We start from the raw sequence: 24,221 nt of genomic DNA, 5'->3' as shown, positions 1-24,221 counted from the left end.
CCCGGTTCTACGACGGGGAGGAACCATGCGCATCGCATTACGGGGCAGGCCTTCCGTACTTACGTCGTCAGATCCCGGCGTCGCAACCCCGCGAGCCCCGCCGCGACCAACCCTGCCGCCAGGGCCAGGAGCGCCAGCACCGGCCCCCACTCCATCTCCCCACCCGGCAGCTTCGGCAGATGCCCGAAGGGGGAGAGGTCCAGTACCGCCTGGGGGGCGTCCAGCGCAGGCCCCACCCAGCCGATCAGCAGGACTGCCCCGGCGACACCCCACGCAGCCATCGCCGCGCGCGGCAGCACCCCGTACAGCAGTACCGTCAAGCCGCCGATCAGCCAGATCGCCGGGAGCTGGACCAGGCAGGCGGCCAGAATGGGGCCCACCTCCTTGCCGTAGCCGACCGCGAAGCCCAGGCCCGCCAGCAGCATGATGAGGGCGGAACCGGCGAAGGCGATCACGAGGTGGCCGGCGGCCCAGCGCAGGCGGCCCACCGCGTTCGCGAGGATCGGTTCCGCTCGCATGGAGGTCTCCTCGCCGTGCAGGCGCAGCACCGACGCGACCACGTACAGCGCGGCGATCAGGCCCAGCATGCCGATCATCGCGGCCAGGAACGCGTCCGTCAGGCCGGACTGGCCGCCCATGCGCTCGAAGATCTCCCGAGCGTTCTCGTTGTCGCCGACCAGGTCGGCCGCGCCTTCCGTCAGACCGCCGTACACCACACCGGCCAGGAAGAAGCCGATCGACCAGCCCAGGACGCTGCCGCGCTGCAACCGCCAGGCCAGCGCGCCCGCCGTGCCGAGACGGCCGAGCGCCGGGCCCGGACGGGCGGGCAGGAAGCTCATGCCGACGTCCCGGCGGCCGGCGAGCTCGTACGCCACGACACCCTGGACCAGGGCCGCGCCCGCGAACAGCAGCAGCACCCACCAACGCTCCTCCGCGAACGGCCGCAGATTCTCCAGCCAGCCCAGCGGCGAGGCCCAGGTCAGGGCCGACGAACCGTCGTCCGACGCCGAGTCGCCCGCCGCGCGCAGCACGAATGCCGCGCCCAGCAGCCCGGCCGTCAGGCCCCGTGCCAGCCGCGCGCTCTCCGTGAACTGGCCGACGATCGCCGCCAGCGTGGCGAAGACCATGCCGACCCCGGCGAGGCCGAGTCCGAGGGCGAGTGCTCCGCTGGTGCCCTGGCCCGCGAGACCGGCCGTCACCAGCAGCGCCAGTACGGCGTTCGCGACCGCCGCCGTCAGCAGGGCGGCCGTGAGCGAGGCCCTGCGGCCCACCATTCCGGACGCCACCAGCTCCTGGCGGCCGCTCTCCTCCTCGTCCCGGGTGTGCCGTACGACGAGGAGCAAGCTGACCACGGCCGCGAGCGCGCCCGCGTAGACACCGACGCGCCAAGCCGTCAGCGCGCCGATGGAGTCGTCGAAGACCGGGCCGATCAGGGCGCGGAAGGAGGCGTTGGTGGCGGTGTTCTGGATGAGGTCGGCGCGTTCGGCGGGGGTGGCGTAGAGGTTCTCCAGGGTGTTCGGCATGGAGAGGATCATCAGGGCGTTCACGCCGACCCAGATCGGGATCATCACGCGGTCGCGGCGCAGGGCGAAGCGCAGGAGGGTGCCGGTGCCCGCCAGCTGACGGCTGCCGCCCGGCCGTACCTTGTAGGCGGTGGCGGTCATCGGGCCACCTCGCTCAGGTCCGCCTGGTAGTGCCGCAGGAACAGCTCCTCCAGCGTGGGCGGCGTCGAGGTCAGGGAGCGCACTCCGGACTCGCTGAGCGAGCGCAGTACGGCGTCCAGCTTGTCGGTGTCGACCTGGAGGCGGACGCGCTGTCCCTGTACGTCGAGGTCGTGGACGCCGGGGAGATGTGACAGTCCGTTGGGCGGGCCCGCCAGCTCGGCGGAGACGCTGGTGCGGGTCAGATGGCGCAGGTCGGCCAGCGAACCGCTCTCGACCGTACGGCCCTTGCGGATGATGCTGACCCGGTCGCAGAGCTCCTCGACCTCGCTGAGGATGTGCGAGGACAGCAGGATGGTGCGGCCCCGGTCCCGCTCCTCCTCGACGCAGCGCTGGAAGACCTCCTCCATCAGCGGGTCCAGACCCGAGGTCGGCTCGTCGAGGATCAGCAGGTCGACGTCGGAGGCGAAGGCGGCGACGAGGGCGACCTTCTGCCGGTTGCCCTTGGAGTAGGTGCGGCCCTTTTTGGTCGGGTCGAGCTCGAAGCGCTCGATCAGCTCGGCGCGGCGCCGGGAATCCAGCCCACCGCGGAGCCGCCCGTAGAGATCGATGACCTCACCCCCGGAGAGGTTGCGCCACAGGGTCACGTCTCCCGGCACGTAGGCGATCCGGCGGTGCACCTCCACCGCGTCCGTCCACGGGTCGCGGCCGAGCACCTGGACAGCGCCGGAGTCGGCGCGCAGCAGGCCGAGCAGGACGCGGATCGTGGTGGACTTTCCGGCGCCGTTGGGCCCGAGGAAGCCGTGGACCTCGCCGGTCTCGACGTCCAGGTCGAGGCCGTCCAGCGCGTGCGTCTTGCCGAACGACTTGTGCAGTCCGGAGACGGTGATTGCCTTCGTCATGCTTCAGAACGTACGCTTCTTTCAGAAATTTGTGAAGTTAAGGAAACGTATAAATCGCGGATAGACTCGGGGGCGGTGCGCGACCTGGGCGGATGCTTGGCGACGGCTCGGCGATGGCTTGGCGATGGCCGGGCGGATGTTGGGGAGATGATCTACGGATGATGGAACCGAGTGAGGCGGGGCGGGACCCCGAGGCGGTGTCGAAGTTCGTGGAGGCCTTCGCGGCGCAGCTGGTCGAGGCCGGGATGCAGCGGATGGCGGCGCGCGTGTTCGCCGCGCTCCTCGCCTCCGACTCCGGCACCATGAGCTCCGCCGAACTCGGCGAACAGCTCCAGGTCAGCCCCGCCGCGATCTCCGGCGCGGTGCGCTATCTCGCCCAGGTCCACATGGTCTCCCGCGAGCGCGAACCGGGCTCCAGGCGCGAGCGCTACCGGGTGCACAGCGACCAGTGGTACGAGGCGCTGACCAACCGCGACGCGATCCTCCGGCGGTGGGGCATGACGTTGCGCGAGGGCGTCGACAGTCTGGGGGCCGCTACGCCCGGGGGGCGGCGGGTCGCCGAGACGCTCGCGTTCTTCGAGTATCTGGAGGGCGAGCTGGGCCTGCTGATGGAACGGTGGCGCGAGCACCGGGACCGCACCTTCCGGACCCCGTAAGCGCCCTACCGCTCCGGCAGCACCAGCCGCAGCGCCCCTTCCCCCACCGTCCAGGTCCGCCGCCGCACCGGCCCGGAGACCGCCGTGTCCGCCCGGTACCGGAAATGCGCGCCCGACACGGTCACCGTCCGCCCCTCCGCGCGCAGCGGCGTCGCCTCCGCGCCCACCGACAGCGGGCGCACCTCCACCTCGGCCACGCCCGAGGCACCCGGCGTCACCGACACCGCCTGCACCGGCTGGTCGAGGTCCACCAGCGTCGCCCCGTCGACCTCGACGCGCAGCCGCGAGTGCCCTGCGGCCCCGGGCATCGCCGTGCCCCGCGTCGCCGGCACCAGCGTCCGTACCAGCGACTGGCAGGTGCGCAGCCACGGCCGCCCCGCGCCCGGCCCCACCGCGCTCGCCCCCGCCGGCGGCACGGCGGGGTCCCGTATCGGCGGGATCCGCAGCCCGCCCAGCACCACCCCGTCGCTGTCGTCGACGAGCAGATCCAGCCGCCGCTCCACCCCGTCCAGGACCGCCCGCGCCGCCGCGACCGCGCCCGTGGGCACCCCCAGGGATCCGGCCAGCGACAGCGCGCCCCCGACCGGCACCACCGACAGCACGCATTCGGCCAGCTGCCGCTGCCGGTGCAGCAGCGCCACCGCGCGGGTCAGCGCCCCGTCGTCGCCGACGACCACCGGCCGGCGCGACCCGCGTTTCGCCAGCGCGCGGGCGAACTCGTCCGGATCCTCCGGGAGGCACACTTTCGTCGCCGCACCCGCGCTGAGCACGTCTTTCGCGATCCTCACGGACTCGCCGTCCGTCCTCCGGGCGATCGGATCGATCACCACCAGCAGCTGATCGGACATCGCGAAAGTCGCCACCTCGGCCATGCCTCGCTTCCTCGGGTAGCATCTTTGTGCAAGAGCCCCTTGCGCTATTGCGCCAGGGGCTTCGTCTATTCCGGGGCCATCCGGTCCGGCGGTTCGCGGCCAATGACGGTCGCAGCCGGCGGTGGTGCACGCGGCGGAACACTACGCGTGCGCCCCTGACCTTGGACATGCCCCGCCCGGAAGGGGTGTACGCGCGTGCCCGCACTTGTGCTGCTCGGTGCTCAGTGGGGTGACGAGGGTAAAGGGAAGGCCACCGACCTGCTCGGCGGATCCGTCGACTACGTGGTCCGCTATCAGGGCGGCAACAACGCCGGCCACACGGTCGTCGTCGGCGACCAGAAGTATGCCCTCCACCTTCTCCCCTCCGGCATCCTCTCGCCGGGGTGCACCCCGGTCATCGGCAACGGCGTCGTCGTCGACCCGTCGGTCCTGCTCTCCGAGCTGAGCGGTCTGAACGAGCGTGGCGTCGACACGTCCAAGCTCCTGATCAGCGGAAACGCGCACATCATCACGCCTTACAACGTGACGGTGGACAAGGTGACGGAACGCTTCCTCGGAAAGCGGAAGATCGGCACCACCGGCCGCGGCATCGGCCCGACCTACGCCGACAAGATCAACCGCGTCGGCATCCGCGTCCAGGACCTCTACGACGAGTCGATCCTGACGCAGAAGGTCGAGGCGGCCCTCGACGTCAAGAACCAGGTCCTCACCAAGCTCTACAACCGGCGCGCGATCGCCGTGGAGCAGGTCGTGGAGGAGCTGCTCGGCTACGCGGCGAAGATCGAGCCGTACGTCGCCGACACCGTCCTGGTCCTCAACCAGGCCCTGGAGGACGACAAGGTGGTCCTCTTCGAGGGCGGCCAGGGCACGCTCCTCGACATCGACCACGGCACGTATCCCTTCGTGACGTCCTCCAACCCGACCGCGGGCGGCGCCTGCACGGGCGCGGGCGTGGGCCCCACGAAGATCAGCCGTGTCATCGGCATCCTGAAGGCGTACACGACCCGAGTCGGCGCCGGCCCGTTCCCCACGGAACTCTTCGACGAGGACGGCGAGGCCCTGCGCCGCATCGGCGGCGAGCGCGGCGTCACCACCGGCCGTGACCGCCGCTGCGGCTGGTTCGACGCGGTGATCGCCCGCTACGCGACCCGCGTCAACGGCCTCACCGACTTCTTCCTCACCAAGCTCGACGTCCTCACCGGCTGGGAGGAGATCCCGGTCTGCGTGGCCTACGAGATCGACGGCAAGCGAGTCGAGGAACTCCCGTACTCCCAGACCGACTTCCACCACGCGAAGCCGGTCTACGAGACCCTCCCGGGCTGGTCCGAGGACATCACATCGGCCAAGTCCTTCTCGGACCTGCCGAAGAACGCCCAGGACTACGTCAAGGCGCTGGAGGAGATGTCCGGCGCCCCGATCTCCGCGATCGGCGTGGGCCCGGGCCGGGACGAGACGATCGAGATCAACTCGTTCCTGTAGTCAGCAGACAGGCCAAGGGCCGGTCAGGGACATGGGTGTCCTTGACCGGCCCTCGGGCGCTGGAGACGGGTTCAGCGGCTCAGCACTCGCCGCGCCAGACGACCTTCTTCGCGGTGATCCCGACGTAGTTCATCTTGTGCGGGCTGTCCGGCGGGTAGTGGAAGCACCTGGTGAAGGTGTTTCCGTTGTACTGCCAGGTGAAGTTGACGTGGTCGAATCCCGGCTGAGGATTGCCGTTGTTGTAGACGGACTTGATGCCGGAGATCGTGCCGGACCAGTTGCTGTACCTCGCGTACATCGTGCCCGTCTGGTTCTGTCCGGTGTACATGCAGAAGGCGCCCGGCGGGCAGGCCGCGGTGGCGCCGACCTCCCCGGCGGCGGCGGTACTGGAGAGACCGGCGGTCGCTGCCAGTACGCCGGTGGCCGCGAGCATGCCGATGGTCCTCAAACGCATGGTGTGTACCCCCCTGATCAGGCTGTATCGACCAGACCAGCATCCATGGGGGGCCTCCGGGGAGGAACCTATGACGGCGGAGGGTCACAGGCCTTGACATCCACGAAGGGCGTCAGCCGGTGCCCTCCCCCCCTCTCTCTGCCCGGACGGAGCAGTCAACGGGCGAAGCGTGCATACCACCCATAACGTGAAGCCGTACGACTCCCCGGCGATCAGAAACGAAGGTGTGTCATGCGCGTGCTCCTCCAGGCCCATCTCGACACCGAGAAGACGAACGACCTCATCCACAGCGGCAAGATGCCCCAGGTGATGCAGGAGATCGTCGCGGCTTTCAAGCCGGAGGCCTCCTACTTCACGGCCACCGGCGGGGTCCGCACGATGTTCCTGGTGTTCGACATGCAGGACTCCGCCCAGATGCCGCCGCTCACCGAGCCGCTCTTCGAGAGGTTCGGCGCCGAGGTGGACTACACGCCGGTGATGAACGCCGACGATCTGCAGAAGGGGCTGTCCCAGATCAAGTAACCGGGTGACCGGTAGGTCAGCTGAAGACGATCATCGAGCCCTGCGCCAGACTCCGGGTCGCCGCCGCGTGCAGGCCCAGCCAGACATGCCGCTCACGGGCGAAGGGGCTCGGGTCGTAGGGCGCGGGGACGGCCGGTTCCTCCAACTCCGTGGGAGCCAGCGGGGCCTGGGGCGCGGCCGGTGGGTTGGCCGGGTCGATGCCGATCACCGGGGCCACGAACTCCAGCTCGCGCAGGAGGGCCTGCGAGGAGCCCAGGGGGCCGCCGCCCGCGAGGAGCTCGTCGTTGGAGAGCGGGCCGGGGAAGTCGACCGGGACGTAGGCGCCCGCGTGGTCGTAGTGCCAGACCAGGTGCGACTGCTGGGCCGTCGACTCGAACATCTCCAGGAGTTGCTCGTAGTCTCCGCCCAGATCGTCGACCGGGGTCACCGCGAGACCGCACACCTGGAGCAGATACGCCCGGCGCAGGAAGTGCAGCGCGTCGTAGTCGAAACCGGCGACCGGCGCGACATCGCCGGACAGGCCCGGCATGTACTGGTACACCGGCACCGGTGGCAGCCCGGCCTCGGCGAGCACCTTGTTGTATTGCGCGAGTTCCTCGGCGAACGGGTTGTCGGGGGTGTGGCACAACACATCGACAAGCGGTACCAGCCACAGGTCACAGGCCAAAAGAGCGCTCCTCGCACACGTCGCGTAGCACGTCGGTCAGGGAAGGGTAATCGGTGCGGGTCGGGGGCGGATCCCCCCGTGCGGCCCTCACCCAAGTCCCCGCATGTGCAGATCCCATACCCAGACACCGTTGACCCACCTACCGGGCTTCCCCACCAGCTTCTCCACGGTCTCACGCAGCGCACGGCCGTTCGGCTGCGGGGCCAGCACCAGCACACCCGCCTTCCAGTACGCCAGATCCGCCCGGGCCTGCGCCCGCCAGGAGCCGTTGACAGGCGGGACCTCCCCCGAGTTGCGCACCTCGCGCAGCAGGTTGGAGGTGAAGCGGGGCTCGGCGCCGTAAATGCCGACGCGTTCGTCGCCGTAGGGGCCGTTGAAGTAGCCGCCCGCCAGCCTGAAGCCCAGCCCGGCCTCGGTCTGCCAGTGCAGCGCCTCCGCGTCGGAGGGGTCGGGCAGGGGCACGGGCACGAGGGATTCGCCGTCTCGGACGTACGACTTCCAGGTGCCGTTCGCGATGAAGGCGGGGACGGCGGTGCGGTCTACGGCTCTCAGCGGGGCCGGGATCAGGGGGAGCAGGGCGAGGGCTATGGCGAGGAGGCCGGCGTAGCGCGTGGTCGGGGTGCGGTGGGCCGCGAGCAGCCGGTCCACGGCTATGGCGAGCAGCATGCCCAGCGCGGGGGCGCAGATCATCGCGACCCGGCTCTCGATGACCGCCTCGAAGAGCGGTCTGTCGGCGAGGAGTTCCCAGGGGCCGGGGAGGGTCACGTCGGTGCGCGGGACGCGGATCTCCCGGCCCAGGGACAGCACGGCCGCCGCCACCGCCGTGAACGCCAGCGCCTTGACCAGGGGCCGCTTCCACAGCCGTACGAGAATCGCGAGGGCGAGCAGGGCTAGGGGCCAGCCGTAGAAGGCGTTCTGCTCGGTGGTGTTGAAGGCCAGGGCGTTCGCGGTGTCGGCGTCGCCCGCGAGCCAGGAGCGCTCGGCGAAGGAGAGCAGGGCGAGGGGGCTGTTGAAGGAACGGGGGTTGTGCTCGATGTCCGTGTAGCTCTGCGGACCGGCGAACTGCCAGACCAGTGGGTAGACGATGAGGGGCAGGCAGACCGAGGCGCCGATCAACAGGCCTCGTAGGAGTGGGCGCCATGTGGCGCGGGCCCTGTCCCTGCGTACCGCGGCGTACGCGGCGGCGAACAGCAGCATGCCCAGCGCCGCCAGCAGCAACGGCTCCTCGCCTAGGAAGACCTGGTACGCCGCCATCAGGCCCAGCACCACCCCGTCCCGTACGACCCGGGTGCCCGCGCACAGGCGCAGGGCGCGGTCGATGATCAGCGGGATCATGAAGAGGACGACGAAGTTCGGGTGCGCGTGGGCGTGGCTGACCATGGGTGGGGCGAAGGCGGCCAGGGCGGCGCCGAGGAAGGCGGCGGTCCGGCTGGGGGCCACGTACTTGACGATCAGCCAGTACCAGGCGGCCGCGGTGGCGGCGAGGCCCAGCGTCATCACCAGGCTGAGGGTGACGGCGGGGCCCGCGAGCAGGGTGAGCGGCGTGAGGGGCACGGACATGCCGAGCATGACCGTGTTGGCCATGAGGTTCACGCCGTCGGGGAAGCCCTGGAGGTCGGTGAAGAGGGGGTTGCGGAAGTGGGCGATGTTGTCCGCCGTCACCGCGAAGAACCACTCCCACTGGTTCTGGTCGCGGAGGGAATCGGGGAGATAGCGGTGGGCGGGCGCGAAGAAGCGGCCGGAGTAGAGGGCCACCGACATGAGGAGGAAGAGGAGGGTGGCGTAGAGGTCGGCGGGGCGGGCCGAGCGGGCGGCGATGCGGGTGAGTTCGGTCAGGGCGCGGGCGTAGTCGAGGGGGCCGACCTTCGAGCCGGGACGGTGCGACCAGCGGACGGGGACCTCGGCGATGGGCAGGCCCGCGCGGTGCAGGTGCCGTAACACCTCCACGTCTATGCCCCAGCCGTTGACGCGGGAGGCGGCGTAGGCGTCGCGGGCGCGGTCGCCGTCGAACAGCTTGAAGCCGCACTGGGTGTCGTGGATGCCGGGGAGGGCGGTACGGCGGATCAGTACGTTCCCGGCGCGGCCCAGCAGTTCGCGTATCCGGTGCTGGCGGTCGCCGATGACGGCGCCGGGCACCGAACGGGAGCCGATCGCCGCCGAGTTGCCCTCGCAGAGCGCCTTGTCGAGACGTTCCAGTTCCTCGATCGGCGTCGCGAGGTCGGCGTCCGTGACGAGTACGCGGCGGCCCCGGGAGGCGGCCACGCCGAGGCGCAGGGCGTGGCCCTTGCCGCGGTTGCGGGGGGAGGTGACCAGGCGGACACGGGGGTCGCCGCGGTCGGTCACCAGGTCGCGGGTGGCGTCGGTGGAGCCGTCGTCGGCGACGACGATCTCCCAGGCCCCGGCGTCGGCGCCGAGGTGGCCGGCGATCGCGTCGAGGGTGTGGGTGAGGCGGTGTTCCTCGTTGTAGGCGGGGATGACCACGGAGAGATCCGGCGGGCCCGCTTCCTGTTCGTGGATCCGCGGGCCCCCGTCATCGCTCATTCGGACGCCAGCCGCTCGATCAGGGCGAGCGAGTCCGCGTCATGGGCGGCGATGATCGAACGGGCCGACGGCAGGTCGCGGCGCATCAACGCGTCGACCAGCTCGGTGTGGCCGGACCACAGGTGGCCGCGCAGATCGTCCAGGCGGCGCAGATGCTGGACCGCGCAGACCCAGGACTGCAACCGCAGCCGGTGCAGGAAGTCGGCGAGATAGGGGTTGCCGAACAGGGCGGCGAGCTCGCGCCAGAAGCGCAGGTCGTAGCCGATGAGCACGGTGAGGTCGCCGGCGATCGCGGCGCGCTGTGCCTCCTCGGCGCGGCGGCGTACGCCTGCGGCGGCGGCGAGGACGCGCGGGTTGTCGGGGCCCCGTTGGCCGCCGGGGTCCGCGGCCACGACCTGGAACATGCCGTCGATGACCAGGCCTCGGGCCTCGACGATGCCCCGGTAGTCGGCGACGGAGTACTCGTGGACGCGGAAGCCGCGGTGCTGGTCGGCCTCCAGGAGGCCCTGTGCGGCGAGGTCGACGAGTGCCTCGCGGACCGGGGTGGCGGAGACGCCGTACTGTTCGGCGATCTCCTTGACGGTGAATTCGCGGCCCGCCTGGAGGCGTCCGGCCAGTACCTCGTCCCGCAGCGCGTCCGCGATCTGCTGGCGCAGGGTACTTCGCGTGACGGAGCCGTTGCCGCCGGTGCCGGGCATGGTCAGAGCGTCTCCCGTCGTCGCGATGAGGTGGCGTGCACGTATATGTCTACGAGCACGCCACCTTACGCGTTCGGGTGCCGGCCGATGTTTCCCCGACCAGAGCCTTTTCTCCGCCCCCGCCGCCCCCTACTCCGTGTACTCGTCCGCCACCCCCAGCGCCGCGTCCAGCGCTGCCAGGCCCTCCTTCAGTTCGGGCTCGGTCACGTTGCACGGGGGGACCACGTGGGTGCGGTTCATGTTCACGAACGGCCAGAGGCCCCCGGCCTTCGCGGCCGAGGCGAACGCGGCCATCGGGGCGTTCGCCTCGCCGGTCGCGTTGTAGGGGACCAGCGGTTCGCGGGTCTCCCGGTTCCGGACCAGTTCGAGCGCCCAGAACATGCCGACGCCCCGTACCTCGCCGACGCACGGGTGCCGCTCGGCCAGGTCGGCCAGCGCCGGGCCGAGGACCTCCGTACCCAGGCGCGCGGCGTTCTCGACGACGCCCTCCTCGGCCATGACCTCGATCGTCGCGACGGCGGCCGCGCAGGCCAGGGGATGGCCCGAGTAGGTGAGGCCGCCGGGATAGGGGCGGCGCGCGAAGGTCTCCGCGACGGCCCCGGAGATGGCCACCCCGCCCAGCGGTACGTATCCGGAGTTCACGCCCTTCGCGAAGGTCATCAGGTCCGGCGTGACATCGAACAGATCCGCCGCGAACCACTCACCGGTCCGCCCGAACCCCGCCATCACCTCGTCCAGGACGAAGACGATCCCGTACTTGTCGCAGAGCTCACGCACACCGGCGAGATATCCGGGCGGCGGGATCATGATCCCGGCCGTCCCCGGCACCGTCTCCAGGATGATCGCGGCGATCGTCGACGGCCCCTCGAAGGCGATCGTCGTCTCCAGGTGCTCCAGCGCCCGGGCGCACTCCTGCTCCTCGGTCTCGGCGTAGAAACGGGAGCGGTAGAGGTACGGCGCCCAGAAGTGCACGACCCCGGCCGTCGCGGAGTCGGAGGCCCAGCGGCGCGGGTCGCCGGTGATGTTCACGGCCTGCTGGGTGCCGCCGTGGTACGAGCGGTACGCGGAGAGCACCTTCGGGCGGCCCGTGTGCAGCCGGGCCATCCGCATCGCGTGCTCCACGGCGTCCGCGCCGCCGTTGGTGAAGAAGATCCGGTCCAGGTCACCCGGTGTCCGCTCGGCGATCAGCCGCGCCGCCTCCGACCGCGCCTCGACGGCGAACGCCGGCGCGAAGGTCGTCATCCGCGCCGCCTGCTCCTGGATCGCGGCGACGACCTTCGGGTGCTGATAGCCGACGTTGGTGAAGACGAGCCCGCTGCTGAAGTCGAGATAGCGCCTGCCGTCGTAGTCCCAGAAGTACGACCCCTGCGCACCGGCGACGGCGAGCGGGTCGATGAGCTCCTGCGCGGACCAGGAGTGGAACACATGCGCACGGTCCGCGGCCTTCACGGCGGCGCCGACCTCGGGATTTGGCTGAGGGGTCATGCGGCCGAGCGTAGGAGCCGGTGCCGTGGGCGCGATATCGGCGTCCTGTCTGCGGTCCGGGGGTTTCCGCGACAGGTTGTCGACACGCGGCAGGGGCCGGAACCGGCGTCAGAGGCGGCCGGGGGTCACCAGGTCCTCCAGCAGCTTGCCCACCACCGACCTCGGGACGGTCCCGTCCGAACCGTTCGTGGAGGTCGAGCCATGGGTGTCGTTGACGCCCTGGAAGACGCCGAAGTCGAGGGGGCCGTCGTCGGCGGCGGCGGGGATGGCGGCGGCGAGGAGAGCGGCACCGGCGAGGGCGGCGGCAGCGATGATCTTCATGGCCTGATCAACGAGGGGATCGGCGGCAGGATGCCCTGTTATGCACCTTTGGCGGAGGAGGCCTGTTCCGATGATTGACAGCAGGCTGTCGAAGTGACAGCATATTGTCATCTTCGGAACCTCGAGGGACCTTGAGACACCTTGAGGGGCGATCAGAGGAGTGATCATGAGCAGCCGCAAGCCCGTGTACCTCGCCGTCTATGACACCCTCGCCGACTGGGAACCCGGCCACGCCACCGCGCAGCTGGCCCGCGCCGGATACGAGATCCGCACCGTCGGCCCCACCCGCGAACCCGTCACCACCGTCGGCGGCCTGCGCATCCAGCCCGACCTGGCCCTGGACGACGTACGGCCGTCCGATGCCTGTCTGCTGATCCTCCCCGGCGCCGACCTCTGGGACACGGGTGACGATCTCGCCCCGTTCGCCCACGCCGCCCGCGCGTTCCTGGACGCCGGAGTGCCCGTGGCCGCGATCTGCGGGGCCACCGCCGGGGTGGCGCGCGAGGGGCTGCTGGACGACCGGGACCACACCAGCGCCGTCTCCTTCTACCTCGCCGCGACCGGATACGGCGGCGGCGAGCGGTATGTGGAGGCCGATGCCGTCACCGACGCCGGGCTGGTCACCGCCGGGCCCACCGAACCCGTCGCCTTCGCCCGGGAGATCCTGCGGCTGCTGAAGGTGTACGACGACGAGGCCGTCGATGCCTGGTACCGGCTGTTCCACGACTCCGACGCCGAGGCCTATGCCGTACTGGAGAAGGCCGGGGTCCTGTGAGCCGCGAACGTCAGGATCTGCTCAGCCGTGGTGCGCTCGGGGTCTTCCGGCTCAACGGCCAGTTCCTCGCGGTCGCCGAGGAGTTGGCGAGGCCGGCCGGGCTGACGGCGGCGTGGTGGCAGGTGTTGGGGGCGGTACTGGGGGAGCCGTTGTCCGTCTCCGGGATCGCCCGGGTCATGGGGATCACTCGGCAGAGCGTGCAGCGCATCGCCGATCTGCTGGTGGAGAAGGGGCTCGCCGAGTATCGGCCCAATCCGGCCCATCGCCGGGCGAAGCTTCTCGCGCCCACGGAGGAGGGGCGGGCAGCCGTCTCCCGTATCGGTCCCGGGCATGCCGCCTTCGCGGACCGGCTGGCGGAGGCCTTCGGGGAGGCGGAACTCGCCGATGCGGTAAGGGTTCTGGAACGGATGTCGAAAGTGCTCGACCAGATCGCCGGTCCTGTTACGGAACCGTAGGGACCGGGCCGCTCACCTCGCCAAATGCCGCACTATCGTGGGGCCGACGCATAGGCGGGGGCTGGTTGGGGGCGTGGGATGGAGAAGCTGGGGCCGGGGGATCCGCAGCAGATCGGGGCGTATCGGCTGCTGGCGCGGCTCGGTGCGGGCGGCATGGGGGACGTCTATCTCGCCCGGTCGGACCGCGGCCGTACGGTCGCCGTGAAGCTCGTGCGGCGGGAGCTGGCCTCGCAGGAGGAGTTCCGGGCCCGGTTCAGGCAGGAGGTGCAGGCCGCGCGGCAGGTCGGCGGGTTCTGGACCGCGCCGGTGCTCGACGCGGACACCGAGGCCGAGGTGCCCTGGGTCGCCACGGGGTATGTCGCCGGGCCGAGCCTCCAGCAGGTCGTGGGGCATGACCATGGGGCGCTGCCCGAGCGTTCGGTACGGATTCTGGCGGCGGGGCTGGCGCATGCGCTGAAGGACATCCACGCCGCGGGGATAGTGCACCGGGATCTGAAGCCCTCGAACGTCCTGGTCACCATCGACGGGCCCCGCGTCATCGACTTCGGGATCGCGCGCGCCCTGGAGACGGTCGACGAGAGCGGGCTCACCCGCACCGGCGCGCTCGTCGGGTCGCCGGGGTTCATGGCGCCGGAGCAGGTCCGGGGGGACCGGATCACGCCCGCTTGCGATGTGTTCTGCCTCGGCTCGGTCCTCGCCTACGCCGCGACCGGCAGGCTGCCCTTCGGCTCCATCGACAGCGGCGCCCACGCCGTGATGTTCCGGATCGCTCAGGAGGAGCCCGACCTGGAGGGTGTGCCCGAAGGAGTCGCCGAACTCGTACGGGACTGCCTCCGCAAGACACCCGGCACCCGCCCCACCCTCGACCGGATCCTCGAACGCATGGGCGCGGAGGACACCGTCTCCGGCGGCCGCTCCCGCGATCCGTGGCTGCCGAGCGCGCTGGTGGCGCAGTTGGGGCGGCATGCGGTGCGGTTGCTGGACGCGGAGGATCCGGTGGGGGGTGGAGGGACGGTCGGGCTTGGAGCGCCGGTCGGGACTGCTGGTTCGGAGGGGGAGGGGGCCGGGGGTTCGGACACCCCTCAGCGTCAGGACACTCCGGCGGAGGCGGGCGCGCCCCACTCCGCCGAACCCACCCCCGCCGCCTCCCCCGAACACTCCCCGGCCGCCCCGCCGACGCCGCCCGACCAACTGCCCACCATGGCCGCGCCCCAGAACGGCCCGACCCCGCCGCCGGGCCCGCCCGCCCCGCCCGCCGGTGCCTTCGGAGACGCCGCCGCCCCCGGCGGCACCCCGGCCCACCCGGCGTACGGCTTCCCGCAGCAGCACCCGCAGCAGCCGGCGTACGGCGCCCCCCAGCAGTCCCCGCACCAACCCCCGCACCAACCGGCGTACGGCTACCCGCCCGCAGGCCCGACCCCACCGCCGCCGCCCTACGGTTCCGCCTCGCCGTACGGCCCCACCCCGCCCTACAACCCGCCCCTGCCCTACCTCCCCGCCCCCCAGCCCGAGCCACCCCGCCGCAGCAGTCGTTCCACGGTCGCGCTCGTCCTCGTCGCGCTGGTCGTCGCGCTCGGTGCCGGTGGTTCGGTGTACGCCCTGATGAACGGTGACGGTGACGACCGGGCGGACGGCGGTCCCTCGCCCACCCCGACCGCGACGGCCACGCCCACCCCCGGCCCGAGCACCCCTACCCCCACCGACCCCGCGCCCGGAGACGGCGCCATCCCCGCCTCCTTCCTCGGTACCTGGACGGCGTCGATCGACAACGACACCGGTCAGAACACCCGCCGGCTGACGATCCGGCAGGGCGAGGTGGGTGACACGGTGCTCACGCTCGTCGCGGACGGTCCCGCCGGGACCGGCACCTACCACTGTGAGTTCGAGGCGGCGCTCACCGAGGCGCCGGTAGGGGACGGGCCGTTGGAGATGGGTGCCTCCACCGTGACGGCCGGTGAGCCGGCCACCGCGTGCTCGCCGGGGGGAGCCACCCGGGTCACATTGTTGTCGGACGGCAGGCTGCAGCGGGTGAATCCGAGCAGCGGGGAGAAACTTACGTACACCAAGCAGTGAGGGTGAAACCCCTGAAGCGCCCGTGAAGCCCTTGGAGCCCCTGAAGTCCCGTTACCTGTGAGGCAGTTGAACGTCCGGCGAACTTCCCCGTCCGGACACCGCCGGTGAGTCCGAACGGACGTACGGTGACCCCACGCTAGTGGCGGGGGCACCACGTGGAGTGGCTGAGCGCAGAGAACATCGTGGCCGTGGGTACGGCGGTGCTCGGTGTCGTCGCGTCGGGCGTCATGGTCTGGTACGAGCGACGGGTGCCGCGCCGGAAGCGGATCGGCTATCGCGTCCAGATGGACAACCCCATAGGCGACCACGGCAGGTCGGGGCGGGCTGGGGGTCCCCCCTCTGGGGGAGTACGGCTCGGCCTCTTCGACGCGGACATGGACGACGCGACGCTCGTGCTGCTGCGCGTCGAGAACGACGGCTCGCAGAGCATCGACCGCGACGACTACACCGGCCCCAGCCCGCACGGCCTCACCGCCGTCTTCACGGACCGCACCATCCGCGGCGTCTCGGTCACCCAGCCCACCGACATCGACCACCTCATGGACCACTTCACCGAGCAGCGCGGCTTCGGCTACGAGGGCAACCGGCTGCGGGTGCCGCGCGTGCCGCTCAACCCCGGTGACCACTACAAGCTGCTCGTCCTGCTGTCCGGCGGTGACGTGGGCAGTGACATTCGGCTGCGCGGCGGCATCCGGGACGGCGAGGTGCATCCCAACCGCAGTGCCACGCCGGACGACAAGGCGCCGATGTTCAGCCCGCCGGCCAGGATCTTCACCGGTCTGCTCACCCTCTCCGTGCTCGCCCTCGCCGGCATCGTCGTCTTCCGTGACGGCAATCCGATCGAGTGCGAGCAGGGCGAGTTGACGGTGATCGGCTCGACCGCCTTCGAGCCGGTGGTCTCGACGCTGGCAAGGCAGTACGAGGGCAAGTGCGCGGGTGCCGAGATCCATGTGGAGGCGCGTGGCAGCGAGGCCGGGGTAGCCGAACTCGCGGAGTCGAAGGACAAGTCGGTCGTCGCGTTCTCCGACGGTCCGCTGGGCGAGCGCCTCGGTCTGAAGGGGAAGAAGGTCGCGCTGTCGGTCTTCACGCTCGTCGTCAACGACGGGATCGACCTCGGCCGGGCCGGGCTGTCCGTGCGGCAGGTCCAGGAGATCTACAAGGGGCGGTACAAGCGGTGGGGCGAGGTGCTGCCGGGGGCCGACGAGAGGACGGCCGCCCTGCCCATCGTGCTGGTCAGCCGCAGCGACAGTTCGGGGACCCGGCAGGTGTTCCAGGACCGGGTGCTGAAGGGATGGGAGAAGGCGCAGAGCACCTCACTGGACTGCGAGCCCTCGCAAGGCCCGCTCACCACCGTCACGCGCTGCGAACTCGCCGGCACCTCCGACGTCCTGGACCGCATCGCCGAGCAGCCCGGTGCCATCGGCTACAGCGAACTGACCGTCGCCGCCCGGCACAAGGGCGTGACGACGGTGCCGCTGGACGGCGACCGGGCCGACGTGGACGAGATCGAGCGCGGGGACAGCGCCTATCCGTACCGCGACATCGAGTACGCCTACACCTACGGCACGGCGGCCGACGACTCGCTCACCGCAGGGTTCCTGGCCTATCTGGACAAGGAGAGCAGCAGGCAGGCGATCCGGACGCGGGGGCATCTGCCGTGCGGGACGCCGGTGGGGGTGCGGCTGTGCCGCTGAGGCGCCCTTGCCGCTGGTTGCCATGTACACAACCATGACGGGGGTCGGCCGGCATCGGCAGCACCGGGAGGACCCATGCGCCCCAGCCCCAAGAGAAGAACAGTCCTGACTGCCACGGCGGCCACCGCGGCGGCGCTGACGACGACGGGTACGGCCGAGGCGGCCGACCGCTCGCCGGTGACGGCCCAGCGCCCCACCCGCGAACTCCGCGCCCTCCTCCGCGAGATCGACCCCGCCCGCATCGAGGCCACGATCCGCCGACTCGTCTCCTTCGGCACCCGCCACACCCTCTCCGTCCAGGACGACCCCCGCCGGGGCATCGGCGCGGCCCGCGACTGGCTGCTTGCCGAGCTGAAGTCGTACGCGGCGGCCTCCGGGGGCCGGATGACGGCGGAACTCCAGTCGTACGTCCAGGAACCGGCGCCCCGCATCCCCACCCCGACGAAGATCACGAACGTCATCGCGACCCTGCGCGGATCGATGACGCCCGAGCGCGTGTACGTCGTCTCCGGGCACTACGACTCCCGGGTCACCGACGTCATGGACGCCACCTCCGACGCGCCGGGCGCGGACGACGACGCCTCGGGGGTGGCCGTGGTCCTGGAACTGGCGCGCGTGATGGCGAAGCGCCGCCCGGCGTCGACGATCGTGTTCGCGGCGGTGGCGGGGGAGGAACAGGGCCTGTACGGATCGGCTCACCTGGCGCAGACGCTGAAGGCCGCGGGCACGGACGTCCAGGGCATGTTCACCAACGACATCGTCGGCAGCGCCACGGCGGACGACGGCACCCGCGACCCGTACACCATCCGTCTGTTCGCCGAGGGCGTCCCCTCCTCCGAGACCCCCGAACAGGCGGCGATCCGCCGCTCGGTGGGCGGCGAGAACGACTCGGCGACCCGCCAACTGGCCCGTTTCGTGCGCGATGTGGCCGACAACGACGCGACCGGCATGCGCATCCGCACGATCTACCGCCGCGACCGCTACCTCCGCGGCGGCGACCACATCCCCTTCCTCGAACGCGGCTACCCGGCCGCCCGCTTCACCGAGCCCGCCGAGGACTTCGCCCACCAGCACCAGGACGTCCGCGTCGACGACACCGGCAAGCAGTACGGCGACCTGCCGGAGTTCTGCGACTTCGCCTTCACGGCGAGGGTGGCCCGCGTGAACGCGGCCACGCTGTGGACCCTGGCCCAGGCCCCGGGCACCCCGAAGAACCCTCGGATCATCACCAGCAACCTCACCAACTCCACCAGTCTGACCTGGGCGAGAGGCCCGGAACCGGATCTCGCCGGCTATGAGGTCGTCTGGCGTGAGACGACGGCCCCGGAGTGGACGCACGTCGTGCCGGTGGGCGAGGTGACGGCACACGAGGTGGACCTGTCGAAGGACAACGTGTTCTTCGGGGTGAGGGCGGTGAGCCGGGCGGGCCTGCGCAGTCCGGTGGCCTTCCCGGCCCCGCAGTCGTGAGCGCGGTTACGGAGCCCTCAGCGCGGCTCGGGCGGTCGCTGGCGTGGCATGTTCGGGCGGGTGCCGTTGGTGGGGGGCAGCGCGAAGCGGGCCAGTGCCGCGGCTGCGTCGGGGCGGCTCGCGCCCGGCACCGCTGATTGGATGCCGAGGGGCGCCGACCCGGTACGGAACTCCACCATCCAGTCCGCCGTCTCCGCCCGCATCAGCTCGGTCACGTCCTCGGAGAACCGGCGCAGCACACCCAGGCACCGCTCGGCGGCCTCGCCCGCCGTGCCCTCGGCCGGGCCGAGCACCTCGCGCACGCTCTCCGTGGCCCAGTCGAACTGGAGCACCTGAAGGCGCCGCTGCACGGCCTGGGCCGTGGCGACGTCCCTTATCCAGCCGGAGGTGACACCGAAGAAGCGGTCGGTGCCCAGACAGGCCACGGCCAGCAGAAGGGCGAGGTATCCCCAGGGGGTCGCCCCGTCCGCGACGCCGGTCAGGTCCAGCAGGGGCAGTGCGGCGCCGATCACCGCTCCGCCCGCCGCCCCGCCCCGCAGCGCCCGCGCCGTGCGCCGCTTCCACACCCGGTCCGCGAGATACCACGCCGCCGTGTCCAGCGCCCCGCGCTCGGCCCACCGGTACAACTCGTCCAGCCGCAGTGCCGGCTCGCCCCAGTCCCCGTGTGGGAAGGCCCGCCCCGTCAGATCGCCCGGCCGCAGTCCGGCCGCCCCTTCACCGCCCCGCCACTCCTGAGGCGACCTGTCGGGCTGCATCTCCGGCTGACCCACCCGGCACTCCCTACTGTCACGGTGCGTGACATCACGTACGGTCTGCGTACCGGGTTTGACCCCCCGCAGTGCACGGAACGTCACGCGACACCTGAGGCTGACGCGCCGGACCCTTCCTACCGCCCAATGGGTGGCGAAGAGATGCCTTTCGCCTCTTTTACCCCCGGAAGTGGGTCTTGATCAGGTATAGGACGCCTATTCCTCCAGGTTCTCTCTCACTCGAAAGAGTGCTGGGGCGACGGCCACGCAGACCACGTAGGCTCGTGCTGAACGGGAAACGCGTACACACGCAAGGAGCTGATCGTGATCCCCGGTGGTGGCCAGCCCAATATGCAGCAGCTGCTCCAGCAGGCCCAGAAGATGCAGCAGGACCTGCAGCGGGCGCAGGAAGAACTGGCGCAGACCGAGGTCGAGGGCCAGGCGGGCGGCGGTCTGGTGAAGGCGACCGTCACCGGTTCCGGCGAGCTCCGCGCGCTGAAGATCGACCCGAAGGCGGTCGACCCGGAGGACACCGAGACCCTCGCGGACCTGGTCATCGCGGCCGTCCAGGCGGCCAACGAGAACGCGCAGAACCTCCAGCAGCAGAAGCTGGGCCCGCTGGCCCAGGGCCTGGGCGGCGGCAGCGGAATCCCCGGCCTGCCCTTCTGACGTTCCCGGCGCGCCTTCCTTACAGGGGGCGGCGCCAACTACCGTACGTACCGTAAGGAACCCCAGGAAGGACGGCAGTCCGTTGTACGAAGGCGTGGTTCAGGACCTCATCGACGAGCTGGGTCGGCTGCCCGGCGTCGGTCCCAAGAGCGCGCAGCGGATCGCCTTCCACATCCTCCAGGCGGAACCGACGGACGTACGGCGCCTCGCCCAGGCCCTCATGGAGGTCAAGGCGAAGGTCCGCTTCTGCGCGACATGCGGGAACGTCGCGCAGGAGGAGCTGTGCAACATCTGCCGCGACACCCGACGCGATCCCGCGGTGATCTGTGTGGTCGAGGAGCCCAAGGACGTCGTGGCGATCGAGCGGACCAGGGAGTTCCGCGGCCGCTACCACGTCCTGGGCGGAGCGATCAGCCCCATCGAGGGTGTGGGTCCCGACGACCTGCGTATACGAGAACTTCTCGCGCGGTTGGCCGACGGGACGGTCACGGAGCTGATCCTGGCGACCGACCCGAACCTGGAAGGCGAGGCCACGGCCACGTACCTCGCCCGCATGATCAAGCCCATGGGCCTGAAGGTCACCCGCCTGGCCAGCGGCCTCCCGGTGGGTGGCGACCTGGAATACGCGGACGAGGTCACTCTCGGCCGCGCCTTCGAGGGGAGACGACTCCTAGATGTCTGACGCCACGCTGCACGCGACCGAGCAGGACCCGGACGACTTCGCGGTCCAGATCTCGGACCAGATCGAGAGCTTCCTGGTCGCCGTCACGGAGGTCGCGAAGGGCGACGAACCGGGCTCGACCGTGCCCTTCCTCCTCCTGGAGGTCTCCCAGCTGCTGCTGGCCGGCGGCCGCCTCGGCGCCCACGAGGACATCGTCCCCGACGAGCGCTACGAGCCCGACCTGGGCCCCGAGGGCGACGTCGACGAACTCCGCGAGAACCTCGCCCGCCTTCTCGACCCGGTGGACGTCTACTCCGAGGTCTTCGACCCCTACGAGCCCCGCAAGGCCCCGGTCCCGGCCCGGATCTCCGACGACCTGGCCGACGTCATCACCGACCTGCGCCACGGCATGGCCCACTACCGTTCCGGCCGCACCACCGAGGCCCTGTGGTGGTGGCAGTTCTCCTACTTCTCCAACTGGGGCTCGACGGCCTCCGCGACCCTGCGCGCCCTGCACTCGGTCCTGGCCCACGTCCGCCTGAACCAGCCCCTGGAGGAGCTGGACGGCCTGGACACCGACCAGGGCGTGATGGGCGACGAGACGCTGGAGTTCGAGGCCGGGAAGGTCATGGCGGAGGAGATCGGGGAGCAGTTGGGGCTGAAGCCGGCCAAGTAGCCGCGGTTCAGATCCGTACGGCCGTGCCGGTCACGCCGATGCCCGTGCCCGGCTCCGCCGGTACCGTCACGGTGATCGTGCTCGGCCTGCCCATGTCCACGCCCTGATGGATCGTCAGGGTGGCGGGCGTGGCGACGAGTCCGAGCTCCCGCAGATATCCGCCGAACGCGGCCGCCGCCGCACCCGTGGCCGGGTCCTCGACGACACCGCCCGGCGGGAACGGGTTCCGTGCGTGGAACACGGTGGGCGACTCCCGCCAGACCAGGTCGACCGTCGTCCAGTCCTCGCGGGCCATGAGGGCGCCGAGCGCGGCCATGTCGTAGTCCAGGTCGGCCAGTCGCTCCCGGGTCGAGGCGGCGAGGACGGGATGCCGGGCCCCGGCGAAGGCGACGCGCGGCGGGAGCGCCGGGTCCAGGTCGGTGGCCGACCAGCCGAGGATCGCGAGCAGTTCGGCGAGGTCGGCTTCGGCGATCGGCTCCGTACGCGGCGCCACGCTGACCAGCGTCGCCGCCACCCTGCCGTCCGCCGTCCGGTCGGTGGTCACGGTGACCGGGCCCGCCTTCGTCCGCAGCAGCAGTCGGCCGGTGCCGTGCCGCTCCGCGTGGGCGACGGCCGTGGCGATCGTCGCGTGCCCGCAGAACGGGACCTCGGCCAGCGGGCTGAAGTAGCGGATGCCCAGCGTGCCGTCCTTGCCGCCCGGCACGACGAACGCCGACTCCGAGTAGCCGAGTTCGGCGGCCACCGCCAGCATCGCCTCGTCCTCGACCCCGGTGGCGTCGAGCACCACACCTGCCGGGTTGCCTCCGGCGGGGTCGCTGCTGAAGGCCACGTAGCGCGAAATCTCCATCCATGGACGGTAACCGCACCGCCCCGCGCCCGGAAAGTGACGCAGGTTACAGAGAAAGACTCCTGAAGCGGCGTAATGCACGGGGGCCTCGGAACGTCTCACTGGAACAACGGTCACACCCGGCCGCTGCCCCGCCCCCGAATCGGAGCCCGCCCATGCACGTCACCCTGGAGCAGCCGACCGGCGCCCGTCTCGTCACCGACTCGGGTCAGGAGATCGCGATACCGGCCACGCTGCGCTACACCTCCGGCGATCCGTTGGCCGTGCACATCGACTTTCCACCGCATGCCACCGTCGACGGCGAGGCCGTGACCTGGACGTTCGCCCGAGTACTGCTGGGGGAGGGGCTGCGGGGGCCCGCCGGGCTCGGGACCATACGGGTGCGGCCGTGCGGGGCGGCCGACACGTATGTGGAGATCCACTCGCCGGTCGGCCTGGCCGTGCTGCGCTTCGCGACCTCGGATCTGTTCCGGTTCCTGGCCCGTACGTACACCGTGATCGCGCCCGGTGAGGAGACCGTGGGGGCCGAACTGGACCATGGACTGACGGCGTTGTTCGGCGGGCGAGTGTGATGTGGGGTTTCCGGGGAGCCCCTCACCCCTTACGCCCGGACTGCTCCATGATGGGGGCCATGGCGACTCGGTCAAAGGCGTTGGTGTGGGCGGGAGTCGGGCTCTGCGTCGCAGGGGCCGCGGGGTTGATCGTCGGCGGTGTGCTGAATGTCGACGCGGCCGATCCCTGGGCGAGCGTGGCCGGGGGAGCGGCGGGGCTGCTCGGGCTGGCGGTGACGCTGTATGCCTTGCTCGGGTCGGCGCCCACCCCTTCCTCGTCCGTTAAGGCCAGTGGTGCGCGGTCGGTCGCCGCGGGCGGGAGTATCGGGACCGTGTCGACGGGGAACGGGGCGACGGGAGGGGCCGCGCCCACGATGCCCACCTCGCCGTCCCGGCCGAGCGGACCCGTCAACTCCTCCGGGGAGCGGTCCGTCGCGGCCGGGGGTGACATCGGTTCGGTGTCGACGGGCGACGACGCGTGAGCGGGGCGGCGGAGGCGTCCGGGGCGCGTGCGGTCGCCGCGGCCGGGGGCATTCGGCAGGCCCTCACCGGGGACGGGGCCGTCGCACACTACGTGGAGACGTCCCTGACGCTGCCGCCGGAGGCGCTGGAGCTACCGCCGCACGCACCGCCGCACCTGGTCAACCTGCCCGAGCGGACCGGCCTGTTCATCGGCCGGGAGCCGGAACTCGCCCGGCTGGACGTGTCGTTCGAGGGCACGGGCGGTGTCGTCGTGCAGGCCGTGCACGGGCTCGGCGGCATCGGCAAGTCGACGCTGGCGGCGAAGTGGGCCGCGGGGCGGACGGGGGCGTACAACCCGGTCTGGTGGATCACCGCCGAGACGCCGGACGACCTGGAGGCCGGTCTCGCCGACCTCGCCGTGGCACTCCAACCCGCCCTGCGGGACGTGCTGTCACAGCAGGCGCGGAGCGAACGCGCCGTGCAGTGGCTCGCGGAGCACGAGGGCTGGCTGCTGGTGCTGGACAACGTCGCCGATCCGGCGGACGTACGGCAGCTGCTGGGGCGGACGACCGGCGGGCGCTTCCTGATCACCACGCGGCGCGCCTCGGGGTGGCACGGGATCGCCGAGCCGCTCTCGCTCGATGTGCTCGAACTGCCCCAGGCCGTGGAGCTGTTCGAGCGGATTCATGGCGGTACGGCCGACGCGGTCGAGGAGTTGTGCGGCGAGCTGGGGTGTCTGCCGCTGGCCGTGGAGCAGGCCGCCGCGTACTGCGCCGAGGCGCGGATCACGCCGGGCCGCTATCGGGAGTTGCTCGCGCTCCATCCCAGGGCAGGTCCTCGCGAACTCGGCCGAGGGCGCGGACGGTGAGCAGACCATCGCCCGG

Annotated in this window: 25 protein-coding genes; 14 read left to right on the top strand and 11 right to left on the bottom strand. The window is 71.2% G+C overall.

Features of this window, described 5'->3' with window-relative positions; translation table 11 throughout:
• Window positions 1–59: 59 nt before the first annotated feature.
• The gene (locus IE325_RS35965; RefSeq protein ID WP_190074347.1) at window positions 60–1,664 is read right to left on the bottom strand and encodes an ABC transporter permease; all 1,605 of its coding nucleotides are present in this window, start codon (window positions 1,662–1,664) and stop codon (window positions 60–62) included.
• Window positions 1,661–2,563, bottom strand: coding sequence for an ABC transporter ATP-binding protein (locus IE325_RS35960; protein ID WP_190074346.1), 903 nt, complete (start codon window positions 2,561–2,563; stop codon window positions 1,661–1,663). Before IE325_RS35960 ends, IE325_RS35965 begins: the two co-directional genes overlap by 4 nt.
• A 158-nt stretch (window positions 2,564–2,721) precedes the next feature.
• Between IE325_RS35960 and IE325_RS35955 the strand changes: the two genes are divergently transcribed.
• Window positions 2,722–3,219: a GbsR/MarR family transcriptional regulator gene (locus IE325_RS35955; RefSeq protein WP_373315281.1), complete on the top strand. Its 498-nt coding sequence runs from the start codon at window positions 2,722–2,724 to the stop codon at window positions 3,217–3,219.
• 5 nt (window positions 3,220–3,224) lie between these two features.
• Here IE325_RS35955 and IE325_RS35950 read toward each other — a convergent pair whose 3' ends face one another.
• Window positions 3,225–4,091 carry a diacylglycerol kinase family protein gene (locus IE325_RS35950; protein ID WP_190074345.1) on the bottom strand — a complete coding sequence of 289 codons (867 nt, stop codon included), beginning with the start codon at window positions 4,089–4,091 and terminating at the stop codon, window positions 3,225–3,227.
• A 195-nt stretch (window positions 4,092–4,286) separates the two neighbouring features.
• Here IE325_RS35950 and IE325_RS35945 point away from each other — a divergent pair, with 195 nt between their 5' ends.
• Window positions 4,287–5,570: an adenylosuccinate synthase gene (locus tag IE325_RS35945; protein WP_190074344.1), complete on the top strand. Its 1,284-nt coding sequence runs from the start codon at window positions 4,287–4,289 to the stop codon at window positions 5,568–5,570.
• Window positions 5,571–5,649: 79 nt separating this feature from the next.
• Here the strand turns inward: IE325_RS35945 and IE325_RS35940 are convergent, their stop codons facing one another.
• Entirely contained in the window at window positions 5,650–6,024 is a 375-nt protein-coding gene (locus tag IE325_RS35940) for a peptidase inhibitor family I36 protein (protein WP_190074343.1), read from the bottom strand.
• Between the two features lie 231 nt (window positions 6,025–6,255).
• Here IE325_RS35940 and IE325_RS35935 point away from each other — a divergent pair, with 231 nt between their 5' ends.
• Window positions 6,256–6,546, top strand: coding sequence for a hypothetical protein (locus IE325_RS35935; protein WP_190074342.1), 291 nt, complete (start codon window positions 6,256–6,258; stop codon window positions 6,544–6,546).
• Window positions 6,547–6,562: 16 nt separating this feature from the next.
• Here IE325_RS35935 and IE325_RS35930 read toward each other — a convergent pair whose 3' ends face one another.
• The 5 genes from IE325_RS35930 to IE325_RS35910 all read right to left on the bottom strand — a co-directional run bounded on the left by IE325_RS35930 (window position 6,563) and on the right by IE325_RS35910 (window position 12,258).
• Window positions 6,563–7,213: a putative DNA-mimic protein gene (locus tag IE325_RS35930; RefSeq protein ID WP_190074341.1), complete on the bottom strand. Its 651-nt coding sequence runs from the start codon at window positions 7,211–7,213 to the stop codon at window positions 6,563–6,565.
• Between the two features lie 87 nt (window positions 7,214–7,300).
• On the bottom strand, window positions 7,301–9,754 hold the full coding sequence (locus IE325_RS35925) for a dolichyl-phosphate beta-glucosyltransferase (protein ID WP_190074340.1): 2,454 nt from the start codon (window positions 9,752–9,754) through the stop codon (window positions 7,301–7,303).
• The gene (locus IE325_RS35920; RefSeq protein WP_190074339.1) at window positions 9,751–10,452 is read right to left on the bottom strand and encodes a GntR family transcriptional regulator; all 702 of its coding nucleotides are present in this window, start codon (window positions 10,450–10,452) and stop codon (window positions 9,751–9,753) included. The genes IE325_RS35925 and IE325_RS35920 overlap by 4 nt, the downstream gene beginning before the upstream one ends.
• A 129-nt stretch (window positions 10,453–10,581) precedes the next feature.
• Window positions 10,582–11,937, bottom strand: a complete 1,356-nt coding sequence (locus IE325_RS35915; protein ID WP_190074338.1) for an aspartate aminotransferase family protein — start codon at window positions 11,935–11,937, stop codon at window positions 10,582–10,584.
• Between the two features lie 108 nt (window positions 11,938–12,045).
• Window positions 12,046–12,258 carry a hypothetical protein gene (locus IE325_RS35910; protein ID WP_190074337.1) on the bottom strand — a complete coding sequence of 71 codons (213 nt, stop codon included), beginning with the start codon at window positions 12,256–12,258 and terminating at the stop codon, window positions 12,046–12,048.
• A 166-nt stretch (window positions 12,259–12,424) separates the two neighbouring features.
• Between IE325_RS35910 and IE325_RS35905 the strand changes: the two genes are divergently transcribed.
• The 5 genes from IE325_RS35905 to IE325_RS35885 all read left to right on the top strand — a co-directional run bounded on the left by IE325_RS35905 (window position 12,425) and on the right by IE325_RS35885 (window position 18,722).
• Window positions 12,425–13,033: a type 1 glutamine amidotransferase family protein gene (locus IE325_RS35905; RefSeq protein ID WP_190074336.1), complete on the top strand. Its 609-nt coding sequence runs from the start codon at window positions 12,425–12,427 to the stop codon at window positions 13,031–13,033.
• Complete coding sequence (locus IE325_RS35900) at window positions 13,030–13,488, top strand: MarR family winged helix-turn-helix transcriptional regulator (RefSeq protein ID WP_190074335.1); 459 nt, start codon at window positions 13,030–13,032, stop codon at window positions 13,486–13,488. The genes IE325_RS35905 and IE325_RS35900 overlap by 4 nt, the downstream gene beginning before the upstream one ends.
• 78 nt (window positions 13,489–13,566) lie before the next feature.
• A complete protein-coding gene (locus IE325_RS35895) occupies window positions 13,567–15,561 on the top strand; it encodes a serine/threonine-protein kinase (RefSeq protein ID WP_190074334.1) in 1,995 nt (664 codons plus the stop codon).
• 155 nt (window positions 15,562–15,716) lie between these two features.
• Window positions 15,717–17,255, top strand: a complete 1,539-nt coding sequence (locus IE325_RS35890) for a PstS family phosphate ABC transporter substrate-binding protein (protein ID WP_190074333.1) — start codon at window positions 15,717–15,719, stop codon at window positions 17,253–17,255.
• Between the two features lie 75 nt (window positions 17,256–17,330).
• Window positions 17,331–18,722 carry a M20/M25/M40 family metallo-hydrolase gene (locus IE325_RS35885; protein ID WP_190074332.1) on the top strand — a complete coding sequence of 464 codons (1,392 nt, stop codon included), beginning with the start codon at window positions 17,331–17,333 and terminating at the stop codon, window positions 18,720–18,722.
• Window positions 18,723–18,739: 17 nt separating this feature from the next.
• Here IE325_RS35885 and IE325_RS35880 read toward each other — a convergent pair whose 3' ends face one another.
• The gene (locus IE325_RS35880; protein WP_190074331.1) at window positions 18,740–19,492 is read right to left on the bottom strand and encodes an SLATT domain-containing protein; all 753 of its coding nucleotides are present in this window, start codon (window positions 19,490–19,492) and stop codon (window positions 18,740–18,742) included.
• 303 nt (window positions 19,493–19,795) lie between these two features.
• Here IE325_RS35880 and IE325_RS35875 point away from each other — a divergent pair, with 303 nt between their 5' ends.
• The 3 genes from IE325_RS35875 to IE325_RS35865 all read left to right on the top strand — a co-directional run bounded on the left by IE325_RS35875 (window position 19,796) and on the right by IE325_RS35865 (window position 21,477).
• Window positions 19,796–20,140 carry a YbaB/EbfC family nucleoid-associated protein gene (locus tag IE325_RS35875; protein WP_190074330.1) on the top strand — a complete coding sequence of 115 codons (345 nt, stop codon included), beginning with the start codon at window positions 19,796–19,798 and terminating at the stop codon, window positions 20,138–20,140.
• A gap of 82 nt (window positions 20,141–20,222) precedes the next feature.
• Window positions 20,223–20,822 carry a recombination mediator RecR gene (gene recR, locus IE325_RS35870; RefSeq protein ID WP_030053254.1) on the top strand — a complete coding sequence of 200 codons (600 nt, stop codon included), beginning with the start codon at window positions 20,223–20,225 and terminating at the stop codon, window positions 20,820–20,822.
• On the top strand, window positions 20,815–21,477 hold the full coding sequence (locus IE325_RS35865; protein WP_190074329.1) for a DUF5063 domain-containing protein: 663 nt from the start codon (window positions 20,815–20,817) through the stop codon (window positions 21,475–21,477). The genes recR and IE325_RS35865 overlap by 8 nt, the downstream gene beginning before the upstream one ends.
• A 7-nt stretch (window positions 21,478–21,484) precedes the next feature.
• Here IE325_RS35865 and IE325_RS35860 read toward each other — a convergent pair whose 3' ends face one another.
• Window positions 21,485–22,324, bottom strand: a complete 840-nt coding sequence (locus IE325_RS35860) for a PhzF family phenazine biosynthesis protein (RefSeq protein WP_190074328.1) — start codon at window positions 22,322–22,324, stop codon at window positions 21,485–21,487.
• Between the two features lie 155 nt (window positions 22,325–22,479).
• Here IE325_RS35860 and IE325_RS35855 point away from each other — a divergent pair, with 155 nt between their 5' ends.
• The 3 genes from IE325_RS35855 to IE325_RS35845 are packed head-to-tail and all read left to right on the top strand — an operon-like array spanning window position 22,480 to window position 24,205.
• Window positions 22,480–22,896 carry an SsgA family sporulation/cell division regulator gene (locus tag IE325_RS35855; protein WP_190074327.1) on the top strand — a complete coding sequence of 139 codons (417 nt, stop codon included), beginning with the start codon at window positions 22,480–22,482 and terminating at the stop codon, window positions 22,894–22,896.
• 59 nt (window positions 22,897–22,955) lie between these two features.
• The gene (locus IE325_RS35850) at window positions 22,956–23,357 is read left to right on the top strand and encodes a hypothetical protein (protein WP_229912254.1); all 402 of its coding nucleotides are present in this window, start codon (window positions 22,956–22,958) and stop codon (window positions 23,355–23,357) included.
• Complete coding sequence (locus tag IE325_RS35845; protein WP_190074326.1) at window positions 23,354–24,205, top strand: NB-ARC domain-containing protein; 852 nt, start codon at window positions 23,354–23,356, stop codon at window positions 24,203–24,205. The genes IE325_RS35850 and IE325_RS35845 overlap by 4 nt, the downstream gene beginning before the upstream one ends.
• Window positions 24,206–24,221: the final 16 nt, after the last annotated feature.

This window comes from Streptomyces lanatus (assembly GCF_014655715.1).
Classification (GTDB): Bacteria; Actinomycetota; Actinomycetes; order Streptomycetales; family Streptomycetaceae; genus Streptomyces; species Streptomyces lanatus.
Note: the sequence above shows the minus strand (reverse complement) of the source record. Positions and strands in the feature narration are given on the sequence as shown.